Origin of the sequence: Acidovorax sp. YS12 (genome assembly GCA_021496925.1) — a bacterium.
GTDB lineage: Bacteria > Pseudomonadota > Gammaproteobacteria > Burkholderiales > Burkholderiaceae_C > Paenacidovorax.
Genome location: CP053915.1, coordinates 801,681 through 825,917 on the forward strand (window position 1 = coordinate 801,681; position 24,237 = coordinate 825,917).

22 protein-coding genes and 2 tRNA genes are annotated in these 24,237 nt (G+C 67.5%); 8 read left to right on the forward strand and 16 right to left on the reverse strand.

The annotated features are described in order from the left end of the window. The first annotated feature begins 100 nt into the window (after positions 1-100). The 5 genes from YS110_03780 (at position 101) to YS110_03800 (ending at position 7,080) form a co-directional block, all read left to right on the forward strand. Positions 101-2,632, forward strand: a complete 2,532-nt coding sequence (locus tag YS110_03780) for a PAS domain S-box protein (GenBank protein ID UJB63950.1) — start codon at positions 101-103, stop codon at positions 2,630-2,632. A 9-nt stretch (positions 2,633-2,641) separates the two neighbouring features. Beyond that, positions 2,642-3,268: a response regulator transcription factor gene (locus tag YS110_03785; GenBank protein ID UJB63951.1), complete on the forward strand. Its 627-nt coding sequence runs from the start codon at positions 2,642-2,644 to the stop codon at positions 3,266-3,268. A 72-nt stretch (positions 3,269-3,340) separates the two neighbouring features. Then, positions 3,341-4,195, forward strand: a complete 855-nt coding sequence (gene folD, locus YS110_03790; protein UJB63952.1) for a bifunctional methylenetetrahydrofolate dehydrogenase/methenyltetrahydrofolate cyclohydrolase FolD — start codon at positions 3,341-3,343, stop codon at positions 4,193-4,195. Between the two features lie 197 nt (positions 4,196-4,392). Then, positions 4,393-6,426, forward strand: coding sequence for a M3 family metallopeptidase (locus YS110_03795; GenBank protein ID UJB63953.1), 2,034 nt, complete (start codon positions 4,393-4,395; stop codon positions 6,424-6,426). 27 nt (positions 6,427-6,453) lie between these two features. Continuing rightward, complete coding sequence (locus YS110_03800; GenBank protein ID UJB67335.1) at positions 6,454-7,080, forward strand: glutaredoxin family protein; 627 nt, start codon at positions 6,454-6,456, stop codon at positions 7,078-7,080. Positions 7,081-7,125: 45 nt separating this feature from the next. Here YS110_03800 and rpiA read toward each other — a convergent pair whose 3' ends face one another. Next, entirely contained in the window at positions 7,126-7,824 is a 699-nt protein-coding gene (gene rpiA, locus YS110_03805) for a ribose-5-phosphate isomerase RpiA (GenBank protein ID UJB63954.1), read from the reverse strand. Between the two features lie 35 nt (positions 7,825-7,859). Here rpiA and YS110_03810 point away from each other — a divergent pair, with 35 nt between their 5' ends. Next, the gene (locus YS110_03810) at positions 7,860-8,918 is read left to right on the forward strand and encodes a quinone-dependent dihydroorotate dehydrogenase (protein UJB63955.1); all 1,059 of its coding nucleotides are present in this window, start codon (positions 7,860-7,862) and stop codon (positions 8,916-8,918) included. A gap of 24 nt (positions 8,919-8,942) precedes the next feature. On the opposite strand, the gene YS110_03815 is transcribed toward YS110_03810, so the two are convergent. From YS110_03815 to YS110_03825, 3 genes are read right to left on the reverse strand one after another with little or no spacing between them, the layout of a single operon-like run. Continuing rightward, on the reverse strand, positions 8,943-9,254 hold the full coding sequence (locus YS110_03815; protein ID UJB63956.1) for a hypothetical protein: 312 nt from the start codon (positions 9,252-9,254) through the stop codon (positions 8,943-8,945). Then, positions 9,251-9,646: a phage holin family protein gene (locus YS110_03820; GenBank protein UJB63957.1), complete on the reverse strand. Its 396-nt coding sequence runs from the start codon at positions 9,644-9,646 to the stop codon at positions 9,251-9,253. Before YS110_03820 ends, YS110_03815 begins: the two co-directional genes overlap by 4 nt. A 41-nt stretch (positions 9,647-9,687) precedes the next feature. Further along, positions 9,688-9,999, reverse strand: a complete 312-nt coding sequence (locus YS110_03825; GenBank protein UJB63958.1) for a DUF883 domain-containing protein — start codon at positions 9,997-9,999, stop codon at positions 9,688-9,690. Positions 10,000-10,376: 377 nt separating this feature from the next. Here YS110_03825 and YS110_03830 point away from each other — a divergent pair, with 377 nt between their 5' ends. Further along, positions 10,377-13,229 (forward strand): EAL domain-containing protein, encoded by a 2,853-nt coding sequence (locus tag YS110_03830; GenBank protein ID UJB63959.1) that lies wholly within the window; start codon positions 10,377-10,379, stop codon positions 13,227-13,229. A gap of 57 nt (positions 13,230-13,286) precedes the next feature. On the opposite strand, the gene YS110_03835 is transcribed toward YS110_03830, so the two are convergent. The 12 genes from YS110_03835 to YS110_03890 form a co-directional block, all read right to left on the reverse strand. Next, positions 13,287-13,361, reverse strand: a tRNA-Val gene (locus YS110_03835). A 40-nt stretch (positions 13,362-13,401) separates the two neighbouring features. Then, positions 13,402-13,476 (reverse strand) — tRNA-Val (locus YS110_03840). A 35-nt stretch (positions 13,477-13,511) separates the two neighbouring features. After that, on the reverse strand, positions 13,512-14,243 hold the full coding sequence (gene dnaQ / locus YS110_03845) for a DNA polymerase III subunit epsilon (GenBank protein ID UJB63960.1): 732 nt from the start codon (positions 14,241-14,243) through the stop codon (positions 13,512-13,514). 46 nt (positions 14,244-14,289) lie between these two features. Further along, positions 14,290-14,628 (reverse strand): ISC system 2Fe-2S type ferredoxin, encoded by a 339-nt coding sequence (gene fdx / locus YS110_03850; GenBank protein ID UJB63961.1) that lies wholly within the window; start codon positions 14,626-14,628, stop codon positions 14,290-14,292. An 18-nt stretch (positions 14,629-14,646) separates the two neighbouring features. Further along, a complete protein-coding gene (hscA, locus tag YS110_03855; protein ID UJB63962.1) occupies positions 14,647-16,524 on the reverse strand; it encodes a Fe-S protein assembly chaperone HscA in 1,878 nt (625 codons plus the stop codon). 36 nt (positions 16,525-16,560) lie between these two features. Continuing rightward, on the reverse strand, positions 16,561-17,079 hold the full coding sequence (gene hscB, locus YS110_03860; protein ID UJB63963.1) for a Fe-S protein assembly co-chaperone HscB: 519 nt from the start codon (positions 17,077-17,079) through the stop codon (positions 16,561-16,563). A 201-nt stretch (positions 17,080-17,280) separates the two neighbouring features. Continuing rightward, complete coding sequence (iscA, locus tag YS110_03865; GenBank protein UJB63964.1) at positions 17,281-17,604, reverse strand: iron-sulfur cluster assembly protein IscA; 324 nt, start codon at positions 17,602-17,604, stop codon at positions 17,281-17,283. A gap of 5 nt (positions 17,605-17,609) precedes the next feature. Further along, complete coding sequence (iscU, locus tag YS110_03870) at positions 17,610-18,017, reverse strand: Fe-S cluster assembly scaffold IscU (GenBank protein ID UJB63965.1); 408 nt, start codon at positions 18,015-18,017, stop codon at positions 17,610-17,612. Positions 18,018-18,038: 21 nt separating this feature from the next. Beyond that, entirely contained in the window at positions 18,039-19,259 is a 1,221-nt protein-coding gene (locus YS110_03875) for an IscS subfamily cysteine desulfurase (protein UJB63966.1), read from the reverse strand. A gap of 83 nt (positions 19,260-19,342) precedes the next feature. Continuing rightward, positions 19,343-19,879: a Fe-S cluster assembly transcriptional regulator IscR gene (gene iscR, locus YS110_03880; GenBank protein UJB63967.1), complete on the reverse strand. Its 537-nt coding sequence runs from the start codon at positions 19,877-19,879 to the stop codon at positions 19,343-19,345. Between the two features lie 214 nt (positions 19,880-20,093). After that, positions 20,094-22,190, reverse strand: coding sequence for an excinuclease ABC subunit UvrB (gene uvrB, locus YS110_03885; protein ID UJB63968.1), 2,097 nt, complete (start codon positions 22,188-22,190; stop codon positions 20,094-20,096). Positions 22,191-22,223: 33 nt separating this feature from the next. Next, the gene (locus YS110_03890; GenBank protein ID UJB63969.1) at positions 22,224-23,267 is read right to left on the reverse strand and encodes an AraC family transcriptional regulator ligand-binding domain-containing protein; all 1,044 of its coding nucleotides are present in this window, start codon (positions 23,265-23,267) and stop codon (positions 22,224-22,226) included. A gap of 171 nt (positions 23,268-23,438) precedes the next feature. Here YS110_03890 and YS110_03895 point away from each other — a divergent pair, with 171 nt between their 5' ends. Continuing rightward, on the forward strand, positions 23,439-24,230 hold the full coding sequence (locus YS110_03895; GenBank protein ID UJB63970.1) for a crotonase/enoyl-CoA hydratase family protein: 792 nt from the start codon (positions 23,439-23,441) through the stop codon (positions 24,228-24,230). The last annotated feature ends 7 nt before the right edge of the window (positions 24,231-24,237 follow it).

Below are 24,237 nucleotides of genomic sequence, written 5' to 3' on the forward strand. Positions count from 1 at the left end.
GAAATTTCAAATTACGCCATTTGATTTCATATTATGGAATTTTGCTGCAACTGCACAAATCCAGCCAGGGCGTGGCATGGCGCTCCCCTACACTTGTGCCATGCAACCCACCCCCTTGGAAGCCGAGCCCGCGCCCGCCTCGCGCAGCCTGTGGCTGCGCTGGTGGCGCAGCCTCCCGCCCGTGCGCCAGGACCGCTTCGCCGCCCTGGCGCCGCTGGCGGCCGTGCTCATGTTCCTGGCCGCCATCCTCACGGCGTTCTGGTACCTGCGCATGGAAGAACTGGACCGCGAGCAGGAAGCCCTGCGGCGCGACGTGGAATACGCCCAGCAGCGCGTGCGCCTGCGCCTGCTGGAGCGCCAGGAGCAGCTCATGCGCGTGGCGCGCGACCTGTCCAACCGCGACCTTGACCGCAACGAATTCGCCAACCGCACCGAGGACCTGATCAGCCAGTATCCCGAGCTGCAGGCCATCACCTGGGTGGACGAACAGCGGCGCATCCGCGCCAGCCAGGCCGCGCCCACCGTGGCCAGCAGCCAGCTGCGCATGGCCGGCGAGGTGCTGCGCAACGGCGAGGCGGCCGAAATCTTCGGCCTGGTGCGCCAGCTGCAGCAGCCGGTGTATTCCCAGCCCGTGGCGGCGCCGGGCGAGCCCGCGCCGCTGCTGCAGTTGCAGGTGCCGCTGGCGGCCCGGGGCCGCTTCAGCGGCGTGCTCATGGCCGAATACTCGATCGACAGCCTGCTGCGCTACGGCACGCCCACGGAGGTGCTGGCACGCTACGCCCTGACGCTGCTCGACGCCCACCGCCAGGTGCTGGCCGGCACGCCACTGACGCAGGACGGCCCGGCCCAGTGGTGGGCGCCCTGGCGCACGCGCACCAACGCCTACGATGTCTCGGTTTCGCCCGTGGGCAACAGCCTGGTGCTGCGCGCGCAGGCCTACCGCACGTCGCTGGGCGTGGTGGGCAGCGGCCTGTTCTGGCTCGTGGGCACCCTGAGCGCGATGACCTCCTGGCTGCTGATCGCCACCTGGCGCCACACGCGCCGGCGCATGCGCACGCAGGAGGCGCTGATCGCCGAGACCAACTTCCGCCGCGCCATGGAGAACTCCATCCTCACCGGCATGCGCGCGCTCGACCTGCAGGGGCGCATCACCTACGTGAACGCCGCCTTCTGCCAGATGACCGGCTGGAGCGAAGCCGAGCTGGTGGGGCAACTGCCGCCCTACTCCTACTGGCCCGAGTCGGACCACGAGAACCTGCATGCGAAGCTGCGCGAGGAGCTGTCGGGCAAGACCATTCCAGGCGGCTTCCAGGTGCGCGTGCGCAAGCGCAACGGCGCGCTGTTCGACGCGCGCCTGTACGTCTCGCCGCTGATCGACGCGCATGGCCAGCAGACGGGCTGGATGACCTCGATGACCGACATCACCGAACCCAACCGCATCCGCGAACAGCTCTCGGCTTCGCACGAGCGCTTCACCATCGTGCTGGAAGCCCTCGACGCCTCGGTGTCCGTCGCCCCCCTGGGCAGCCAGGAGCTGCTGTTCGCCAACAAGCTGTACCGCCAGTGGTTCGGCTCGCACACGGGCGGCCACCTGCAGCTCGTGGCCCAGGCCGGCGTGCTGCCCGGCAGCAGCGGCGACGGCGGCGAGGACGAGGACGGCCTGATGGGCCTGCCCACGGACAGCCTGACCAGCGCCAACGCCGAAAACGCCGAGATCTACCTGCCCGAGCTGAACAAGTGGCTCGAAGTGCGTTCGCGCTACCTGAGCTGGGTGGACGGGCGCCTGGCGCAGATGGTCATCGCCACAGACATCACGCCGCGGCGCCTGGCCGAGGAACAGTCTGCGCGCCATGCCGAGCGCGCGCAGTCGGTGAGCCGCCTCATCACCATGGGCGAGATGGCATCCAGCGTAGCGCACGAGCTGAACCAGCCGCTCACCGCCATCAGCAACTACTGCAACGGCATGATCTCGCGCGCCGAGAGCGGGCAGTTGACGCAGGAAGCGCTGCTCACCGCGCTGCAGAAGACCAGCCACCAGGCCCTGCGCGCTGGGCAGATCATCCAGCGCATCCGCGCCTTCGTGAAGCGCAGCGAGCCCAACCGCCAGCGCTCCGACGTGGCCAGCATGGTCAACGAAGCCGTGGAACTGGCCGACATCGAGCTGCGCCGCCACAACGTGCGCCTGCGCCACTACGTGGCCGCGCGCCTGCCGCCCGTGATGGCCGACACCATCCTGATCGAGCAGGTGCTGGTCAACCTGATGAAAAACGGCGCCGAGTCCATCGCGCAGGCGCGGCGCCCCGCCCCTGACCGCAGTGTGGAATTGCGCGTGGTGCCCAAGCAGATCGAGGACCGGCCGGTGATCGAGTTCACCGTGCAGGACACGGGCCGCGGCCTGGCCCCGGAGGTGCTGGAGCGCCTGTTCGAGGCCTTCTTCTCGACCAAGAGCGAGGGCATGGGCATGGGCCTGAACCTGTGCCGCAGCATCGTCGAATCCCACCAGGGGCGCATGCGCGCGGAGAACCTCTACAATGGATCGGAGGTCGTCGGTTGCCGATTCTCCTTCTGGCTACCGCTGGATCAGCCTGCGGACGCCACTATAAATACCGTAGCAGAAGCAACGAAACCCTAGGACTGGCGCATGAGTTTGATTCCGAAAAAAGGCACTGTTTATGTAGTGGACGACGACGAGGCCGTCCGTGACTCCCTCCAGTGGCTGCTGGAAGGCAAAGACTACCGGGTACGCTGCTTTGATTCGGCCGAATCCTTTCTGTCCCGCTACGACCCGCGCGAGGTCGCCTGCCTGATCGTCGACATCCGCATGGGCGGCATGACCGGCCTGGAGCTGCAGGACCGCCTGCTGGAGCGCAAGTCGCCGCTGCCCATCGTCTTCATCACCGGCCACGGCGACGTGCCCATGGCCGTGAACACCATGAAGAAGGGCGCGCTCGACTTCATCCAGAAGCCCTTCAACGAGGACGACCTGCTGGCCCTGGTCGAGCGCATGCTCGACCACGCGCGCGAAGCCTTCGCAGGCCACCAGCAGGCCGCCAACCGCGACGCGCTGCTGTCCAAGCTCACCGGGCGCGAGTCGCAGGTGCTGGAGCGCATCGTCGCCGGCCGCCTGAACAAGCAGATCGCCGACGACCTGGGCATCAGCATCAAGACCGTGGAAGCGCACCGCGCCAACATCATGGAAAAGCTCGGCGCCAACACCGTGGCCGACCTGCTCAAGATCGCCCTGGGGCCGTCGGCTGCCAAGGCTTGAACTTCTGTTTCGATAGCTGCCAGCGCTTGCCCAGCAAGCGCTGCAGTGCTTTTTGACTGGTAATTTTCAAACATGACCGCCCAACTGATCGACGGCAACGCCCTCTCGCGCCAACTGCGCGCCGAAGTCGCCACGCGCACCAGCGCCCTGAAAAGCCGCGGCATCACCCCCGGCCTTGCCGTGATCCTGGTGGGCGACAACCCGGCCAGCCAGGTGTACGTGCGCAACAAGGTCAAGGCCTGCGAGGACGTGGGCTTCCACTCCGTGCTGGAAAAGTACGAGGCCACGCTGACCGAAGCCGAACTGCTCGCGCGCGTCGAGGCGCTGAACAACGACCCGGCCATTCACGGCATCCTGGTACAACTGCCGCTGCCCGCGCACATCGACGACCACAAGGTCATCGAAGCCATCTCGCCGCTGAAGGACGTGGACGGCTTCCACGTCGCCAGCGCCGGTGCGCTGATGGTGGGCGAGGTCGGCTTCAAGGCCTGCACGCCCTACGGCTGCATGAAGATGCTCGAATCCATCGGCATGAAGGACTTGCGTGGCAAGCATGCCGTGGTCATCGGCCGCAGCAACATCGTGGGCAAACCCATGGCGATGATGCTGCTGGCGCAGAACGCCACCGTCACCATCACCCACAGCGGCACCGCCGACCTCGCCGCCATGACGCGCCAGGCCGACATCGTGGTCGCCGCCGTGGGCAAGCGCAACGTGCTCACGGCGGACATGTGCAAGCCCGGCGCCGTGGTCATCGACGTGGGCATGAACCGCAATGACGAAGGCAAGCTCTGCGGCGACGTGGATTTCGACGGCGTGAAGCAAGTGGCCGGATACATCACCCCCGTGCCCGGCGGCGTCGGCCCCATGACCATCACCATGCTGCTGGTCAACACGCTCGAAGCCGCCGAGCGGCTGGCGGCTTGAGGCAACGCTGAACAAGTCCCCGCGTGTCGCGCATCCCTGCTTTGAGACGGTCTGCGGCGTTGCAAATCCTCGCCATAGCGATGGCTATGGCTGCGGTTTACGCCTTGCATCCCATCCCAAACCAGGGCGCGCACCATCGCGGCGACTTATTCAGCGCCGCCTTGAACCTTTTCCCTGGCGCCACCATCTGACTGCGCATGAGCAACCCTCTCCTCGATTTCCAAGACCTGCCGCTGTTCGACCGCATCGCCCCGGACGACGTGGCCCCGGCGGTGGACGCCCTGCTGGCCGCCGCCAACGCCGCACTGGAGCGCGTCACCGCGCCGGACTTTCCGGCCGACTGGAACGCCATCGCCCGTGAACTCGACGTGGCCACCGAGCGGCTGGGCCGTGCCTGGGGCGCCGTCAGCCACCTCAACAGCGTGGCCGACACGCCCGCGCTGCGCGCGGCCTACAACGAGGCATTGCCCCGGGTCACCGAGTTCTGGACGCGCCTGTCCTCGGACGAGCGCCTGTACGCCAAGTACAAGGCCATCGCCCCCGCCTCGCTCAACGGCGAGCAGCGCCAGGCGCTGCACAACGCAGTGCGCAACTTCGTGCTCTCCGGCGCCGAGCTGCAGGGCACGGCCAAGGAGCGCTTCGCCCAGATCCAGGAGCGCCAGGCCGAGCTGAGCCAGAAGTTCAGCGAAAACGCGCTCGACGCCACCGACGGCTACGCCTACTACGCCAGCGCAGCCGAAATCGCCGGTCTGCCCGCCGACGTGGCCCAGGCCGCGCGCGCCGCCGCCGAGGCCGACGGCCAGGACGGCTACAAGCTGACGCTGAAAATGCCAAGCTACCTGCCAGTGATGCAGTTCGCCGACCACGCCGCGCTGCGCGAGCGCCTGTACCGCGCCTACGTGACGCGCGCGTCCGACCAGGCCGAGGGCGAGGCCCGGCGCTTCGACAACACGGCGCTGATCCAGGAAATCCTGGCACTGCGCCAGGAAGAGGCGCGGCTGCTGGGCTATGCCAATTTCGCCGAGGTGTCCCTGGTGCCGAAGATGGCGCAGTCGCCCGCCCAGGTCATCGCCTTCCTGCGCGACCTGGCGCGCCGCGCCCGCCCCTACGCCGAGCGCGACGTGGCGGACGCGCGCGCCTTCGCCGCCGAGCACCTGGGCATCACCGGCCCACAGGCCTGGGACTGGCCCTACATCTCCGAAAAGCTCAAGGAAGCGAGCTACGCCTTCAGCGAGCAGGAGGTCAAGCAGTACTTCACCGCGCCCAAGGTGCTGGCGGGCCTGTTCAAGATCGTCGAGACCCTGTTCGACGTCGCCATCCGCCCCGACGCCGCCCCAGCGTGGCACCCCGCCGTGGCGTTCTACCGCATCGAGCGCGGCGGCCAGTTGCTGGGCCAGTTCTACCTCGACCAGCCCGCGCGCGCCGGCAAGCGCGGCGGCGCCTGGATGGACGACGTGCGCACACGTTGGCTGCGCCCCGACACCGGCGCGCTGCAAACGCCCGTGGCGCACCTGGTGTGCAACTTCGCCGAGGGCGTCGATGGCAAGCCCGCGCTGCTGACGCACGACGACGTGATCACCTTATTCCACGAATTCGGCCACGGCCTGCACCACATGCTCACGCAGGTGAGCGAGCGCGACGTTTCCGGCATCGGCGGCGTGGAATGGGACGCTGTGGAACTGCCCAGCCAGTTCATGGAGAACTTCTGCTGGGAATGGGACACGCTCAGGCACATGACGGCCCACGTTCATACTGCCGAGCCGCTGCCGCGCGCGCTCTACGACAAGATGATCGCGGCCAAGAACTTCCAAAGCGGCCTGGCCACGCTGCGCCAGATCGAGTTCGCGCTGTTCGACATGCTGCTGCACACCGAGCATGACCCTGCGCAGGACGTCATGCCCCTGCTGTGGCGCGTGCGCGAGGAAGTGGCGGTGCTGCAGCCGCCCGCGTTCAGCCGCACGCCGCACACCTTCAGCCACATCTTCGCGGGCGGCTACGCGGCGGGCTACTACAGCTACAAGTGGGCCGAGGTGCTCTCGGCCGACGCCTATGCCGCCTTCGAGGAAACGGTGCGCCCCGACGGTACGCCCGACCCGGCCACCGGCCGCCGCTACCGCGAGGCCATCCTCGAAGCCGGCGGCAGCCGCCCGGCCATGGAATCGTTCAAGGCCTTCCGGGGCCGCGAGCCTACACTGGATGCCCTGCTGCGCCACCAAGGCATGGCGGGCTGAACGCAGCGCAGAGAGGTCCACCCCATGATGCACATCTCCTTCCCCCTGGCGGCCGTGCTGGCCGCGTCGGCGCTGGCCGGCACGGCGGTGCAGGCCCAGCAGGTCTATCGCATCGTCGGCCCGGACGGCAAGGTCACATTCTCCGACCGCGCCCCGGACACGCAACTGGCCCCGACCGCCACGCGCGGCGGCGGCGCGCCCGCGGCGGACGCGGGCCTGCCCTACGAGCTGCGCCAAGTGGCCACGCGCTATCCGGTCACGCTCTACACCAGCAACGACTGCCAGCCCTGCAACAGCGCCCGCAACCTGCTCGTGGGCCGGGGCGTGCCGTTCAGCGAACGCACCATCACGACCAGCGAAGACGTCGAAGCCTTCAAGCGCATCTCGGGCGGCACCAGCTTGCCGTTCGGCACCATCGGTGGCCAGCAATTGCAAGGCTTCTCCGACGCAGAATGGACGCAATACCTCGACCTGGCCGGCTACCCCAAGCAGTCGCAACTGCCTGCCAGCTACCGCCGCCCGGCGGCAGCGCCGCTGGTCGCTGTCGTGGAGAAAAAAGCCCCGGCGCCTGCACCGGAAGCGGCACCGCGGCCTGAGCCAGCGCCTGCAGCACCCGCTAGGACACCGGCCAACCCCGCAGGCATCATCTTTTGACAAAAGCGCCTCTTGCAGGCGCTTTTTTCTCCGGGGTGGAAGGGCTCAGTATTCCAGCGTCTGCACGCCCTGCGCCGTGCCCATCAGGCACACCGCGGCCTTCTGGTGCGCGAACACGCCGACCGTCACCACGCCAGGCCACTGGTTTACCTCGGATTCGAAAGCCAGCGGATCGGCGATGGCCAAGCCACGCACATCCAGGATGTGCTGGCCGTTGTCGGTGACGAGCGGCTGGGCGTCCTTGAGGCGCAGCGTGGCTTGCCCCCCCATGGCGGCGAACCGGCGTGCGATCTGCTGCGCGGCCATCGGAATCACCTCGACTGGCAGCGGGAAGCGCCCGAGGGTTTGGACCCGCTTCGATTCGTCCACGATGCACACGAACCGCCGGGCCAGCGCCGCGACGATCTTCTCGCGCGTGAGCGCCGCGCCGCCGCCCTTGACCATGAAGCCATGGCCGTCGATCTCGTCGGCGCCATCGATATAGACCGACAGGCTCTGCACCGCATTGGCGTCGAACACGGGAATCCCCAGTGCCTGCAGGCGCTCGGTGCTGGCCACGGAGCTGGACACCGCGCCCTTGATCTGCCCTTTCATCGCGGCCAGGGCGTCGATGAACTTGTTGACCGTGGAGCCCGTGCCCACGCCGACGATCTCTCCGGGCACCACGTAGCGCAGCGCGGCCTGGCCTACCAGGGCCTTGAGTTCGTCTTGGGTCAGGGAGGAAGAGGATGCAGGTGTCGTCATGGGGGAGAATCGCGGCAAAGCTTTGAATTATCTCCATGTCCCTGATTCCTTACGCCCTCACTCGCCCTCTTCTCTTCGGTATGGATGCCGAGGCCGCGCACGACCTCACCATGGACATGCTGGCGCGCGGCCAGCGCACGCCGCTGCAATGGGCCTGGTGCAACGAAACCGTGCAAGACCCCATCCAGCTCGCGGGCCTGACCTTTCCGAACCGCGTGGGCCTGGCGGCAGGCCTGGACAAGAACGCCCGCTGCATCGACGCGCTGGGCGCGATGGGGTTCGGCTTCGTCGAGGTTGGCACCGTGACCCCCAAGCCCCAGCCAGGCAACCCCAAGCCGCGCATGTTCCGCCTGCCCGAACGCCAGGCACTGATCAACCGCTTTGGCTTCAACAACGACGGGCTGGAGGCCTTCCTGCGCAATGTGCAGCAAGCGCGCTTTCGCACGGCGGCGCGCCAGCATTCCATGCTGCTGGGCCTGAACATCGGCAAGAACGCCACGACACCCATCGAGGACGCCACCCGGGACTACCTGACCTGCCTGGATGGCGTGTACCCGCATGCCGACTACGTGACCGTGAACATCAGCTCGCCGAACACGCAGAACCTGCGCGCGCTGCAAAGCGACGCCGCGCTTGACGCCCTGCTTGCCGCAATCGCCGAACGGCGCGAAACCCTGGCCGCGCAGCAGGGACGGCGCGTTCCGGTGTTCGTGAAGATCGCGCCGGATCTGCAGGACGGCCAGGTGGCCGTGATCGCCGCCACGCTGCAGCGCCACGGCATGGATGGCGTGATCGCCACCAACACCACCATCGGCCGCGAGGCCGTCAAGGGCCTGCGCCACGCGGAAGAAGCCGGCGGGCTCAGCGGCGCGCCGGTCTACGAGGCCAGCAACCGCGTGATTGCCCAGCTGCGCGCAGCCCTCGGCCAGGGGTTCCCGATCATCGGGGTCGGCGGCATCCTGAGCGCGGAAGACGCCGTGGGCAAGATACGCGCTGGCGCCGACGTGGTGCAGATCTACACCGGGCTGGTGTACCAGGGGCCGGCCCTGGTGGCACAGGCGGCGCGGGCCATCCAGAAGATGGCCGGGCGCTGAAAGCGCCAGAGCCGCCTGCCGCCGTCAGCGGCGGCTGCGCAGCAGCAAAGGCAGCAGCACACCGGCCCAGCGCACCAGCCGGCGTGGCCCTGCGGCCATTGCCACAGCCGCGGCCGCGCTTGCGGTCACGCCAGGGTGCTCGCGCGCGAAGAGCACGGCCTTGGCCAGCCAGGGCATGTCGGCCGGCACACCCGTGTCCGCCACCGCCTGGGCCTCGGCCTGCTCATGGGCCGCCCGGCGTGCGCGCAAGCGCTCGCGCTGGGCGGCAATGCGCTCCAGCACCGCCTGCTGCTCAGGCGTAGGCGTAATGGAAGGAGGTACGAACGAATGGCTCACAACCGCTCCTTGCAGCTCTGCCAGTCCTGCCCCAGCTCGCGCCGGGTCAACGCGAAGCCCTGGCCCACCTGGCGCAACACGGAAAGCAATGCAGCGAGCGCGGCCACCCAGGCCAGGAGCCACGCAATGGCCAGCCCCCAGGCCACGGCCATGCGCTGCGGCGTATCCCAGAACTGGGCAATCAGCGCCAGCGACAGCAGCAGCAGCGCTACCACCGTCAGCCCTCCGACGGCCAGCGTGAGCAGCAGCGCGTGCAGCAGGTGGCGCTTTTGATCGCGCCACTCCAGCCGCGCCAATGCAACGCGGTCATCGAAGGCAATGGCACCTTCGATGACGGCGGCCTGCCAGCGCGCACGCAAGGCATCCAGCCCCAGCAGCGACAGCCAGTTCATGCGCGCGCCGCCTTTGCCACGGTTTGCACGGGGAGCGCCGCTCAACGGCGTGCCAGCAGGAAGCCCACCAGGGCCCCCACGGCCAGCGCAGCGCTGGCCACACGCCAGGGTTCGTCGTGGGCGTAGCGGTCGGCGGCCTGGGCCGCCTCCTTGGCCTGGCGCGCTGCCTCCTGGGCCGCGCGCACAGCGGAATCGCGGACCGTGGACATGCCGTCGTCAATGCGCTGGCGCAGCAGCTTGATTTCGGGAATGGTGTCGAGGTCCTTGTTCGCCAGCAGGCCGCGCAGGTCGCTCACCAGCTTTTCCAGTTCGGTCTGCGCGGTGGATACGGTATCGGTAACAGAAGCAGTCATAGCAGCCTTTCATAGCAGAAAACTCAATGAATGCGCGCCATGCAGCATGGTCGCGCTGCGTCCATGCCATCTTAGCAGTGCATCGGCGGCATGGTTGCATACGCCGGTAATGTTGCCCTGCTACCGCGCCACTGCGGCATCTCCGGAGGGTGCCGGGATACCCCGCCCGGAAACGCCCGCATGTAATGAAAAGCGCGCCAAAGGCAATACAGTCAAGCGCCAGGCGCTCCTTGAAAAATAGCAAACATCGAAGCGGACGGGGCCATGGCGTACACGCTTTGCTTTCTTGGCACATACAGGCGACTGGATGGCGAAGTTTTTTGTATCCAACTGTGGCTTGCCGCTACATTTGGCAAGGTCGCCATCCTCCGCACCCCATGCCACTGCACCCCAGCCACCAGCCCGAAGCGCGCCGCGCGCTGCGCACGGTCCTCATCCTGGCAGCCCTGCTGCTGGTGGCCTTGCTGGCGCCCTTGTCCACGCCATTCGGCGGGACTGCCGGTTACCTGCCGCTGCACATGGCACTGGAGACCCTGGCCATCGCCGTCACCGCGCTGGTCTTTGGCGTGGTGTGGAGCCTGCGCCGCGAACGGCTGCCCTACAACGCGCTGCTGCTGGCCTGTGCCTTCCTCGGGGTGGGGTTGCTGGATTTTTCGCACATGCTTTCGTACGTGGGCATGCCGGACTTCATCACGCCAAGCTCCCCGGAGAAAGCCATCCAGTTCTGGTTAAGCGCACGGCTGCTGGGCGCCTTGGCGCTGCTGGCAATCGCCCTGCCCTGGGGCACGCGCGACATGCCATGGCCCGCCTGGGCCGTGCTGTCCGCGGTACTGGCCCTCGTGATGGCGCTGCACGGGCTGTTTTTCATCTACCCGCAGGTGCTGCCGCGCACCTTCGTGCCGGGCCAAGGACTGACGGCGTTCAAGATAGGCTTCGAGTACACGCTGATTGCCCTGAACCTGATCGCCGCCGCACTCTTGTTGCGCCGCATGCGGCAGCCGCGCAGCTTCAATGCCAGCGGCCTGTTCGCCGCGGCCTGCACGATGGCCATGAGCGAGTTCTTCTTCACGCGCTACGCCGGTATCACCGACGCCTGCAACCTCGCCGGCCACGTCTACAAGGTGCTGGCGTATGCACTCCTGTACCGCGCGGTGTTCGTCGAGGCCGTGCAGCGCCCCTACACCTTGCTGCACGATTCCCGCAGGCAACTGGCGGCAACGCTCGACGCACTTCCGGATCTCCTGCTGGTGATGGATGCGCAGGGCCGCTACCTGGAAGTGCATGCAGCCCGCGCCGGCGACCTGACCACACCCGCCGAGCAACTGCACGGGCGCACCGTGCATGAAACCCTCCCCACCAAGGCGGCCGACACCCTGCTGGCGGCCATTGCACAGGCACGCGAACAGGGGAGTTCACGCGGCAAGGTCATCGAGCTGGCACTCGGAACGGAGAAAAAGGCCTGGTTCGAGCTTTCCGTGGCGCGCAAGGCGGCCCAGCCGGGCGAGGACGAGCACTTCATCATCATCTCGCGCAACATCACGGACCGGCAGGAGGCCGAGCAGACCCTGCGCAAGCTGTCCCTGGTCGTGGAGCAGAGCCCGATTTCGCTGGTCATCACCGACCTGCATGCGCGCATCGAGTACGTCAACGCGGCCTTCACCCGCACCAGCGGCTACGGTGCGCACGAGGCGGTGGGACAGAACCCGCGCATCCTGCAGTCGGGCAAGACGCCGGGATCGACCTACCAGGCCATGTGGGCCCAGCTGACCCAGGGCAAGCCGTGGCAGGGCGAGATCATCAACCGCAACAAGGCGGGCCAGGAGTACGTCGAGTCGGTGCTGATCTACCCCGTGCGAGACAACGAGGGGCAGGTCACGCACTATCTCGCCCACAAGGAAGACATCACCGAGAAGAAGCGCACGGCCGCGCGCATCCAGCAGCTCTCGCGGCACGACCAGCTCACGGGGCTGCCCAACCGCAGCCTGCTGCACGAGCATTTCCGCCATGCCACGGCCAGCCGGCAGCCCCTGGCCGTGCTGTGGATCGACCTGGACAACTTCAAGGACGTGAACGATTCCCTGGGCCACAGCATGGGCGACATGCTGCTGCTGGAGATGACGCGCCGCCTGCGCGCCAGCCTCCAGGCCCAGGACATCCTGTCGCGCCACGCCGGGGACGATTTCATCGCCCTGCTGCCGGCCAGCAGCCAGCACGCCGCAGCCGCGATGGCCGAAGAGCTGCTCGCCACCCTGTCCCAGCCGGTGCAACTGGCGGGGCAGGAGGTCTCGTGTACGGCCTCCATCGGCATCGCGCTCTACCCCACCGACGCCGAACCATTCGAGGCCCTGCTGCACAAGGCGGAAACCGCCATGTACCGCGTGAAGGAGGATGGCCGCAACAGCTACTGCTTCTTCACCCCCGCCATGCAGGAACGCTCGGCGCGCATCCTGGCGCTGGGCCACGCGCTCAAGCAGGCGCAGCAGCGCGGCGAGTTGCACCTGGTGTACCAGCCGCAGATGTCGCTGGCGGACGGCCGCATCGTCGGCGCCGAAGCGCTGCTGCGCTGGAACTCGCCGCAGTGGGGCGCCGTCTCGCCTGGGGAATTCATACCCATCGCCGAGGCCAACGGGCTCATCGTCGCCATCGGCGAATGGGTGCTGCGCAGCGTGCTGGCGCAGCTGCGCGCCTGGATGGACCAGGGCCTGGCGCCGGTCACGGTGGCCGTCAACCTCTCGGCGGTGCAGTTCAACCAGCCCGACCTGCCCGAGCTCGTGGGCCGCCTGCTCGAAGAAGCGGGCGTGCCGCCCTCCTGCCTGGAGCTGGAACTGACCGAAGCCATGGCCATGAAGAACCCCGAAGCGGCGGCGCAGCAGATGCGGGAACTCAACCAGCGCGGCATCCGGCTGTCGATCGACGATTTCGGCACGGGCTATTCGTCGCTGAGCTACCTGAAACGCTTTCGCATCCACAAGCTCAAGATCGACCAGTCGTTCGTGCGCGACATCGGCAGCGATGCCGACGACCAGGCGATCGCGACCGCCATCGTGCAGATGGCGCACAGCCTGGGCCTGTCCACCATCGCCGAAGGCGTGGAGACGGCCGAGCAGCTGGCCGGCCTGCGCTACCGCGGCTGCGACGAAATCCAGGGCTACTACTTCAGCCGCCCGCTGCCGCCGGCGCAGTTCGAGCAGTTCGTACGCGCCCAGGCGGTCGCATCGGCCCAGGCGTGACGAAGGCGCCGAGGCAGCAAAAAAGAAGGGCCTGGAAAATCCAGGCCCCTCTTGGTTTGGTGGGTGATACATGGATCGAACATGTGACCCCTGCCGTGTGAAGGCAGTGCTCTACCGCTGAGCTAATCACCCCTGAAGCCGCCACCTTGCAATGGCAACTTCATGGAAACGATGGTGGGTGATACATGGATCGAACATGTGACCCCTGCCGTGTGAAGGCAGTGCTCTACCGCTGAGCTAATCACCCATTGCCGCAAACATTGCGTTTGCGGCAGCCTTCTATTATGGCACAGCTTTTTCGCCGCTCTCGAAAGCGCGCCAAATTGTTTTGCCGCCGCTGGCCTTGTCGATCTGCGCCAGCACGTCCTCGTGCGCTGCCAGCTCCTGGGCGCTGGCGCGCAGCACCGGCAGCTGGAAGCCGCGCAGGTCGATGTGCGCGGCCTGCAGGCCCGGGGCGCCGCTGTCTGGCGCATCATCCGTCATCAGCAGCGCATCCTGCCCGCGCGTGAGGTTGATGTAGACGTCGGCGAGCAGCTCGGCATCGAGCAAGGCGCCGTGCAGCGTGCGGCCGGAATTGTCCACATCCAGGCGGTCGCACAGCGCATCGAGCGAGTTGCGCTTGCCCGGGAACATTTCCTTGGCCATGGCCAGGGTATCGATGATGCCGCTCACGTAGGTGGTGAACGGCGGCCGCCCGAGCCGCTCCAGTTCCTTGTTGATGAAGCCGACGTCGAACGCCGCGTTGTGGATGATGATCTCCGCGCCCTGCATGAAGTCCAGGATCTGGTCCGCCACCTCGGCGAACTTGGGCTTGTCGCGCAGGAACGCGGTAGTCAGCCCGTGCACGCGCAGCGCGTCCTCGTGGCTGTCGCGCTCGGGGTTGATGTACAGGTGCAGGTGGTTGCCGGTGAGCTTGCGGTTCAGCAGTTCCACGCAGCCGATCTCGATGATGCGGTCGCCGTTTTCGGCCGACAGGCCGGTGGTTTCCGTATCGAAGACGATTTGGCGGCTCATACGCTCCCCCTCAAAGAGGCGCGAGCTTGTTTGGAGCGGGCGCTCATCAGTGGTTTTCCTTGGCGTGGTTGATCGAGTACTTGGGAATCTCCACCGTCAGGTCCTTCTGCGCCACGATGGCCTGGCACGACAGGCGCGACTGCGGCGTCAGGCCCCAGGCGCGGTCGAGCAGGTCCTCTTCCTCTTCCTCGGCCTCGTTGAGCGAGGCCAGCCCTTCGCGCACGATGACGTGGCAGGTGGTACAGGCGCAGCTCATGTCGCAGGCATGCTCGATCTTGATGCCATTGTCGAGCAGTGCTTCGCAGATCGAGGTGCCGGCGGGCGCGGCGATCTCCGCGCCCTCGGGGCAGTACTCGGCATGGGGCAGGACTTTGATGGTCGGCATGTGGGGGAATTCGGTTCGTTAGAAGGATTGCACGCTCTTGCCCGCCAGCGCGTCGCGGATGCCGCGGTTCATGCGCTGGGCGGCGAACGCCTCGGTGCCCTTGGCCAGGGCTTCGGTGGCGGCTTCGATGGCGGCGGCGTCCTGCGCCTCCAGCACGGCGCGCACGGCCTGCATCAGGGCGTCGATGGCGGTGCGCTCGCCCGCCTCCAGCAGGTCGCCGTCGGCGTCGAGCGCGCTCTGCGTGGCCAGCAGCATGCGCTGGGCGTCCACGCGGGCCTCGACCACGGCGCGCGCCTGCATGTCGTCCTGCGCGGTGGCGAAGCCCTCCTGCAGCATGCGCGCGATCTGTGCGTCCGACAGGCCGTAGGACGGCTTGACGTTGATGTGCGCCTCCACGCCGCTGGTCAGCTCCTTGGCACCCACGGACAGCAGCCCGTCGGCGTCGATGGTGAAGGTGACGCGGATGCGCGCCGCGCCCGCCGCCATGGGCGGAATGCCGCGCAGCTCGAAGCGCGCGAGGCTGCGGCAGTCCTGCACCAGGTCGCGCTCGCCCTGCACCACGTGAATGGCCAGCGCGGTCTGGCCGTCCTGGTAGGTGGTGAAGTCCTGGGCGCGCGCGGTGGGAATGGTCTCGTTGCGCGCCACGATGCGCTCGACCAGCCCGCCCATGGTCTCGATGCCGAGCGACAGCGGAATCACGTCGAGCAGCAGCAGGTCGCCCGCCCCGCCCTCATCGCTTCGGTTGCCCGCGAGCTGGTTGGCCTGGATGGCAGCGCCCAGGGCCACCACTTCGTCGGGGTTCAGGTTGGTCAGCGGCGTGCGGCCGAAGAATTCGCCCACGGCGCGCTGGATCTGCGGCATGCGCGTGGAGCCGCCGACCATGACCACGCCCTGCACTTCGTCCTTGGTGAGCTGGGCGTCGCGCAGCGCGCGGCGCACGGCGGCCAGCGAGCGCTGGGTGAGCGCCGCCGTGGCGGCCTCGAAATCCGCGCGGGATACATCGAATTGCACGCTATCGCCCGCCAGGCAAGCGCTGAAAGCTACCATTTCAGTAGCAGTCAGCGCCTCCTTGCAGGCCCGCGCGGCCATGCGCGCGGCCGCCTTGTCAGTGGGGGTGTCGGCGCTGCGGCCCAGGCGCTGCAGCACCCAGTCGGCCAGCGCGGCGTCGTAGTCGTCGCCGCCCAGGGCCGAGTCGCCGCCGGTGGCGATGACCTCGAACACGCCCTGCGTCAGGCGCAGGATGGAGATGTCGAACGTGCCGCCGCCCAGGTCGTACACCGCGTAGACGCCCTCGGCGGCGTTGTCCAGGCCGTAGGCGATGGCGGCGGCCGTGGGCTCGTTGATGAGGCGCAGCAGGTGGATGCCGGCGAGCCGCGCCGCGTCCTTGGTGGCCTGGCGCTGCGCATCGTCGAAATACGCGGGCACGGTGATGACGGCGCCGTACAGGTCGGCGTCGAAGCTGTCCTCGGCGCGCTGGCGCAGCGTGGCCAGGATCTCGGCGCTGACCTCCACCGGCGACTTCACGCCATCCGCCGTGGCGAGGCCGACCATGCCGCCCTGCCCGCTTTCCTGCACGAAGTCGTAGGGCAGCTTGTCGGCGCCAGCGATGTCGGCCAGCGCGCGCCCCATGAAGCGTTTGGCCGAGGCCACGGTGTTGCGCGCGTCCTGCGCCTGGGCCAACACGGCCTCGTGGCCGATCTGGCGGCCGCCGCCCTGCAGGTAGCGCACCACCGAGGGCAGTAGCAAGCGGCCCTGGGCATCGGGCAGGCATTCGGCCACGCCGCTCTTCACGGCAGCCACCAGGGAATGCGTGGTGCCCAGGTCAATGCCGACCGCGATGCGCCGCTGGTGCGGGTCGGGGGACTGGCCGGGCTCGGAAATCTGCAAAAGCGCCATGGAATCTCGGAAGGGGTGAAAAGGAAAGGCAACCCGTTATTGTCCCAGTTGCTCCCGGCGGCGATCGACATCCTGCGCAAATCGCGCAAGGAACATGAGGGCTCTGACCTGCTGGGCAGCGCCCGCCCAGTCCTGCTGGCCGTCGATCAGCGCGCCCACGCGCGCCAGCGCGGCGGCGCGCGCCTGCTGCACCTCGTCGTCGAGCGCGTCGATGGCTGCCGCGCCGCCGGCCTCCTCCAGCGCCTCGCGCCACGCCATCTGCTGCATCAGGAAGGCGGTGGGCATGGCGGTGTTGTCCTCGGCGCGGATGGGCGCGCCGTGCAGCTCGCACAGGTAGGCCGCGCGCTTGAGCGGGTCCTTGAGGCGCTGGTAGGCCTCGTTGATGCGCACCGACCACTGCATGGCCACGCGCTGGGCCGCGGCGCCCTCTGCGGCGAAGCGGTCGGGGTGCGCCTGGCGCTGCAGGTCCTTCCAGCGCGCGTCGAGCGGGGCGCGCTCCTGCGCGAAGCGGCGCGGCACGCCGAAGAGTTCGAAGTCGTCGGATTGCAACTGCATGGTGAAGCTATGCTCTGGAAAAGTGAGCTGCTAGCGCTTGTCCGGCAAGGGTTTCCGTATCTTTCGATGCGATAAACCTTGCCAGTCAAGCGCTGCCAGCTATCGTTTTTGATGCCCTGCCCCGCGCTCCGGCAGAAAAAAACCGCCGGCAGGGCATGCGGGCGGTCGGTGGTGCCGGGGCGCAGCGTGGCCCGCATCCGTTCAGACGCGGAAGCTCTCCCCGCAGCCGCAGCGGTCGCGCTCGTTGGGGTTGTTGAACTTGAAGCCCTCGTTCAGCCCTTCGCGCACGAAATCCAGCTCGGTGCCGTCGATGTAGGCCAGGCTCTTGGGATCGATCAGCACCTTCACCCCGTGGTTCTCGAACACGATGTCCTCGGGCGCCGCCTCGTCCACGTACTCCAGCTTGTACGCCAAGCCGGAGCAGCCCGTGGTCTTGACGCCCAGGCGCACGCCCAGGCCCTTGCCGCGCCGGCCCAGGTAGCGGGTCACATGCCGTGCCGCAGCTTCCGTCAGCGTGATGGCCATGGCGCTCACACGGCCTCGGCGGCGGCAGCGGCGCCGTGCTTGGCCTTGTAGTCGTTCACCGCCGCTTTGATGGCGTCTTCCGCCAGGATGGAGCAGTGGATCTTCACCGGCGGCAGCGCCAGTTCCTCGGCGATGGCGCTGTTCTTGATCTGCGCCGCTTCGTCCAGCGTCTTGCCCTTGACCCATTCGGTCACGAGCGAACTGGAGGCGATGGCCGAGCCGCAGCCGTAGGTCTTGAAGCGCGCGTCCTCGATCACGCCGGTGTCGGGGTTCACCTTGATCTGCAGCTTCATCACGTCGCCGCAGGCCGGGGCGCCCACCATGCCGGTGCCCACGGTGTCGTCGCCTTTTTCAAAAGAGCCCACGTTGCGGGGGTTCTCGTAATGGTCGATCACTTTGTCGGAGTAAGCCATGTCGGTTCCTTTGGATTCTGGTCAGTGCGCTGCCCACTGGATGGTGCTGAGGTCCACGCCATCCTGGTACATCTCCCACAGCGGGCTGAGCGCGCGCAGCTTGGCGACGTTTTCGCGGATGGTGGCGACGGCGTAGTCGATCTCTTCCTCGGTCGTGAAGCGGCCGATGGTCATGCGCAGGCTGCTGTGCGCCAGTTCGTCGCTGCGGCCCAGGGCGCGCAGCACGTAGCTGGGCTCCAGGCTGGCCGAGGTGCAGGCCGAGCCGCTGGAGACAGCCAGGCCCTTGATGCCCATGATCAGCGATTCGCCTTCGACGAAGTTGAAGCTCATGTTCAGGTTCTGCGGCACGCGGTGCTCCATGCTGCCGTTGATGAACACCTGCTCGATGTCCTTCAGGCCGTCCAGCAGGCGCTGCTGCAGGGCGCGGGCCTTGGCGTTCACCTCGTTCATTTCGAGCTTGATGAGGCGGAAGGCTTCGCCCATGCCCACGATCTGGTGCGTGGGCAGCGTGCCCGAACGCATGCCGCGCTCATGGCCGCCGCCGTGGATCTGCGCCTCCAGGCGCACGCGCGGCTTGCGGCGCACGTACAGCGCACCCACGCCCTTGGGGCCATAGGTCTTGTGCGCGGTCATGCTCATCAGGTCGATGGGCAGGACCTTCATGTCGATCTCGACGCGGCCCGTGGCCTGCGCGGCATCGACGTGGAACAGGATGCCCTTCTCGCGGCAGAGGGCGCCGATGGCAGGGATGTCCTGGATCACGCCGATCTCGTTGTTCACGAACAGCACGCTGACCAGGATGGTGTCGGGGCGGATCGCGGCCTTGAACGCGTCGAGGTCGAGCAGGCCGTCTTCCTTGACGTCCATGTAGGTCACCTCGAAGCCCTGGCGCTCCAGCTCGCGCATGGTGTCGAGCACGGCCTTGTGCTCGGTCTTGAGCGTGATGAGGTGCTTGCCCTTGCCCTGGTAGAAATGGGCCGCGCCCTTGAGCGCGAGGTTGATGGATTCGGTGGCACCGCTGGTCCACACGATCTCGCGCGGGTCGGCGCCGATCAGGTCGGCCACCTGGCCACGCGCCTGCTCGATGGCCTCCTCGGCTTCCCAGCCCCAGGCGTGGCTGCGCGAGGCGGCATTGCCGAAGTGCTCGCGCAACCAGGGGATCATGGCATCGACCACCCGGGGGTCAACCGGGGTGGTGGCGCCGTAGTCAAGGTAAATCGGAAAATGGGGTGTCATATCCATGGCTGGCTCTATAGCGGAATCTGGCTGGCGTACGAACGCGAAACGGTCACCGGAAGGACGGCCGGGCACGCGGGCCCCGTCGCTCAGGACTTGGCGAACGCGTTGCCCAGGGCGAACACGGAATTGGGCGCGTTCACACGGATGGGCTTGACCACCGGCGTGGTGGAGATGGCGCGGCGCACCACCGGCTTGTCCTCGATCTGCACGCCCTTGGCGAGCTGCTCATCCACGAGCTTTTGCAGCGTGACCGAATCCAGGAACTCGACCATGCGCTGGTTCAGTGCGGACCACAGGTCGTGCGTCATGCAGCGGCCCGAGTCGCCCAGGCAGTTTTCCTTGCCGCCGCACTGGGTGGCGTCGATGGGTTCGTCCACCGAGACGATGATGTCGGCCACGGTGATGTCGCCCGCCTTGCGGGCCAGCGTGTAGCCGCCGCCCGGGCCGCGCGTGGACTCCACGAGTTCATGGCGGCGCAGCTTGCCGAAGAGCTGCTCTAGGTACGACAGCGAGATCTGCTGGCGCTGGCTGATGGCAGCCAGGGTGACGGGGCCGTTGTTCTGGCGCAGGGCCAGGTCGATCATGGCGGTGACCGCAAAACGGCCTTTGGTGGTGAGACGCATCGTGGAGCTCCTTTGGTCAGGATGTATTCGTTGCAGGGATGGCCGCGACGTCCGGCAAGGACGTGCCCGGCGCGCCGGTAGCTCTTGCACCGCCCCGGATCAGAGCGACTCCCTCGCAATAAGCTGATTTGTTGACTGTTTTGTAGGAGTATAACACAAAGCCCTATTGATTTTGTCGGGCAAGCACGACACAGGCCCGGCACCCCTGCGCAGCCTACGCCAGCACATCCCCGCCGTGCGCGCCGAACGCGCGGTCCTTGAGCAGCGCCAACTGGTCGCGCACCCGCGCCGCCTGCTCGAACTCCAGGTTGCGCGCGTGTTCCAGCATCTGCTTTTCCAGCCGCCGGATCTCCTTGGCGATGTCCTTTTCCGGCATGTCGGCCACCTTGGCACGCTGCAGCGCATCCTGTGCCAGGCGCTCGGCTTCCTTGCCCGCCTTTTCGCTGTAAACGCCATCAATCAGGTCTTTCACCTGCTTGACAATTGCGCGCGGCTGTATTCCGTGCGCCGCGTTGTGCGCGATCTGCCTGGCGCGGCGGCGTTCGGTCTCGCCCATGGCCTTCTTCATCGACTCGGTGATGCGGTCGGCGTACAGGATGGCCTTGCCGTGCAGGTTGCGCGCCGCGCGGCCGATGGTCTGGATCAGGCTGCGCTCGGCGCGCAGAAAGCCTTCCTTGTCGGCGTCGAGGATGGCCACGAGCGACACCTCGGGAATGTCCAGCCCCTCGCGCAGCAGGTTGATGCCCACCAGCACGTCGAACGCGCCCAGGCGCAGGTCGCGGATGATCTCCACGCGCTCCACCGTCTCCACGTCGGAATGCAGGTAGCGCACCTTCACGCCGTTGTCGGTCAGGTAGTCGGTGAGCTGCTCGGCCATGCGCTTGGTCAGCGTGGTGATGAGCACGCGCTCGTTGCGCTCCACGCGGATGCGGATTTCCTGCAGCACGTCGTCCACCTGGTGCGTGGCCGGGCGCACCTCCACCTCGGGGTCCACCAGGCCGGTGGGCCGCACCACTTGGTCCACCACCTGGCCGGAATGCCGCTTCTCGTAGTCCGCCGGCGTGGCCGAGACGAACACCACCTGGCGCATGCGCTGCTCGAACTCCTCGAACTTCAGCGGCCGGTTGTCCAGCGCCGACGGCAGGCGAAAGCCATATTCCACCAGCGTGGTCTTGCGCGCGCGGTCGCCGTTGTACATGGCGTTGAGCTGGCCGATCATCTGGTGGCTCTCGTCCAGGAACATCAGTGCGTCCCTGGGCAGGTAGTCGGTCAGCGTGCTCGGCGGCTCGCCCGGCGCGGCGCCCGAGAGGTGGCGCGTGTAGTTCTCGATGCCCTTGCAGTGCCCCACCTCGCTGAGCATCTCCAGGTCGAAGCGCGTGCGTTGCTCCAGGCGCTGGGCCTCGACCAGCTTGCCCTCGGCGACGAAGAATTTCAGCCGCTCGGCCAGCTCCTGCTTGATCGTCTCGACGGCCGCCAGCACCACGTCGCGCGGCGTCACGTAGTGGCTGCTGGGGTAGACGGTGAAGCGCGGGATCTTCTGCTGGATGCGCCCCGTGAGCGGGTCGAACAGCTGCAGGCTGTCCACTTCGTCGTCGAACAGCTCGATGCGCACCGCCAGTTCGGAATGCTCGGCCGGGAACACGTCGATGGTGTCGCCGCGCACGCGGAACTTGCCCCGGCTGAAATCCTGGTCGTTGCGCTGGTACTGCATGCGGATCAGCTGGGCGATGGCGTCGCGCTGGTTCAGGCGGTCGCCGGCGCGCAGCGTCATCACCATGCGGTGGTAGCTCTCGGGCTCGCCAATGCCGTAGATGGCCGACACCGTGGCCACGATCACCACGTCGCGCCGCTCCAGCAGGCTCTTGGTGCACGACAGGCGCATCTGCTCGATGTGCTCGTTGATCGCGCTGTCCTTCTCGATGAACAGGTCACGCTGCGGCACGTAGGCCTCGGGCTGGTAGTAGTCGTAGTAGCTGACGAAGTACTCCACCGCGTTCTTCGGGAAGAACTCGCGGAATTCGCTGTACAGCTGCGCGGCCAGCGTCTTGTTGGGCGCGAAGATGATGGCCGGCCGCCCCAGCCGGGCGATCACGTTGGCCATGGTGAAGGTCTTGCCCGAGCCCGTCACACCGAGCAGGGTCTGGAAGGCCTCGCCGTCGTTCACGCCTTCGACCAGCTTGGCGATCGCCTCGGGCTGGTCGCCGCCGGGCGGATACGGCTGGAACAGCGCGAACGGCGAATCCGGGAAATGCACGAACTGCCCCGCCGCAGGCGTGCCGTCCGTGGGCTGCGTGACAGGGGGCGTGTTCATGGGCGACTCCGTGCAATGGGCAAACGGCTGAGTTTACGAGCGGCGGTAGGTGGCCGGCGTCATCCCCGTCCATTGCCGGAAAGCGCGGTGGAATACCGCGACGGAGCTGAACCCCACCGCCTCGGCGATGGCCTCGATGCTCTTGTCCGTGTGGCGCAGGTCGCGGATGGCCATGTCGCGCCGCAAGCCATCCTTGATCCGCTGGAACGAGGAGCCCTCCGCCGCCAGTTGCCGGATCAGCGTGCGCGGCGAGCGGTGCAGCGCCTGGGCCGCCTGGTCGAGCGTGCAATCCATGCCCCCGCCGGTGTGCAGCAGCTCGCGCACCTTCAGCGGCAGCGCGTGCTCCTTGCCCGCCGTGAAGATCCAGTCGCGCGGCGCGCGCACGAGGAATTCGCGCATCTCGGCCGCCCGGCGGCCGACCGGCAGCCCGTCCACCGCAGGCGCGAAGCAGATCGCGGAATGCGGCGCGTCGAACCGGATGGCGGCGGGAAACAGGATCGGGTAGTCCTCGGCAAAGGCCGGCCGCGCGAACGCGAAATCCACGCAGGCCAGCGGCACCTCGCGCCCGGCCAGCCAGGAGGCGATGCCGTGCGTGAGCTTGAGCAGCAGCATGTGGCCAAAGCGGTGCAGCGGCACGGCCGCGCCGCGCGCCTCGAGCTGGATGCGGATCGTCCCATCAGCCTCCTGCGCCATCGCCAGGCAGAAGTCGTCGAGCAGCAGGTTCCAGAAGCGCGTGAAGCGCCACAGCGCGGTGCGCATCGACGGCGCGTCCACCACCGCCGCGCACAGCGCCTTGAGCGCGCCCGAGCGGATCGGGCGGCTCCACAGCCCCATCATTTCGTCGCCCGTGCCGACGGCCACCTCCTGGTACAGCCGCACGATCTGGTCGTGCGTGACGCGCCCGCCCGCGCCCTGCGCGTGCGCCATGAACCCGGCACGCGCCAGGAAGGTGGCGTACTGCGGCGCGCTGCAGCAGGCGCGGATGCTTTGCAGCCAGTCATCGACGAAGGCACGCGAGACGGTTGCGAGGTACTCACCTTCCAGCGGTTTGGCGGTTTTTGCAAATTCCTCGTCCATATTTGCAAGAAGTTTCCCATGAATATTGGGTCTCAATGGTATCCATGACGAAACGCCTTGAGGGAAAAATGGCATTTTTTGCCAATTCCACGTCACCCCAGGCCATGGCGCAAGGGCGGGCCGCTCCCTAGCATCGGAGCATTCCCTTTGACTTTCCTGCAAGGAGCGCCCATGCCCTACTCCAGCCTCAAGACCACGGAAGCCGGCCCCGTCGGCATCGTCACCCTGGCACGCCCGGAAAAGCGCAACGCGCTGGACGAACAGGCCATCGCGGAGATCGACGCCTACTTCTCCCGCATTCCCGCGCACATCCGCGCGGTGCTGCTGCAGGCCGAGGGCGCGCACTTCTGCGCCGGCCTCGACCTGAAGGAGCACCACGACAAGGCGCGCAGCGGCGTGGAATTCATGCGCGTGTGCCAGGGCTGGCACCGCGCGTTCGACAAGATCCAGCACGGCGGCATTCCCGTGGTGGCCTGCCTGCAGGGCGCCGTGGTGGGCGGCGGGCTGGAGCTGGCCAGCGCGGCCCACGTCCGCGTGGCCGACAGCGGCGCCTACTTCGCGCTGCCCGAGGGCACGCGGGGCATCTTCACCGGCGGCGGCGCCACGGTGCGCACGGCGCGCATCCTCTCCGCGCCCCGCATGGTCGAGATGATGCTGACCGGCCGGGTCATCGACGCCCACGAGGGGCGCCAGCTCGGCCTGGCGCACTACCTGTGCGATACCGCCCGGGGCGACACCCCGGCCTCCGAATTCGCGCTGGCCCTGGCGCAGAAGATCGCGGGCAACGCGCCGCTGTCGAACTACGCCATCGTCAGCGCCATCAGCCGCATCGCCGACATGTCGGCCACCGACGGCCTGTTCACCGAAGGCCTGGTCATGGCCATGGTGCAGCAGGGGCACGACGTGCAGGAGCGGCTGGCGGCCTTCGTCAACAAAACCGCCGCCAGGGTCAGGCCCGCGTGAAACAGGG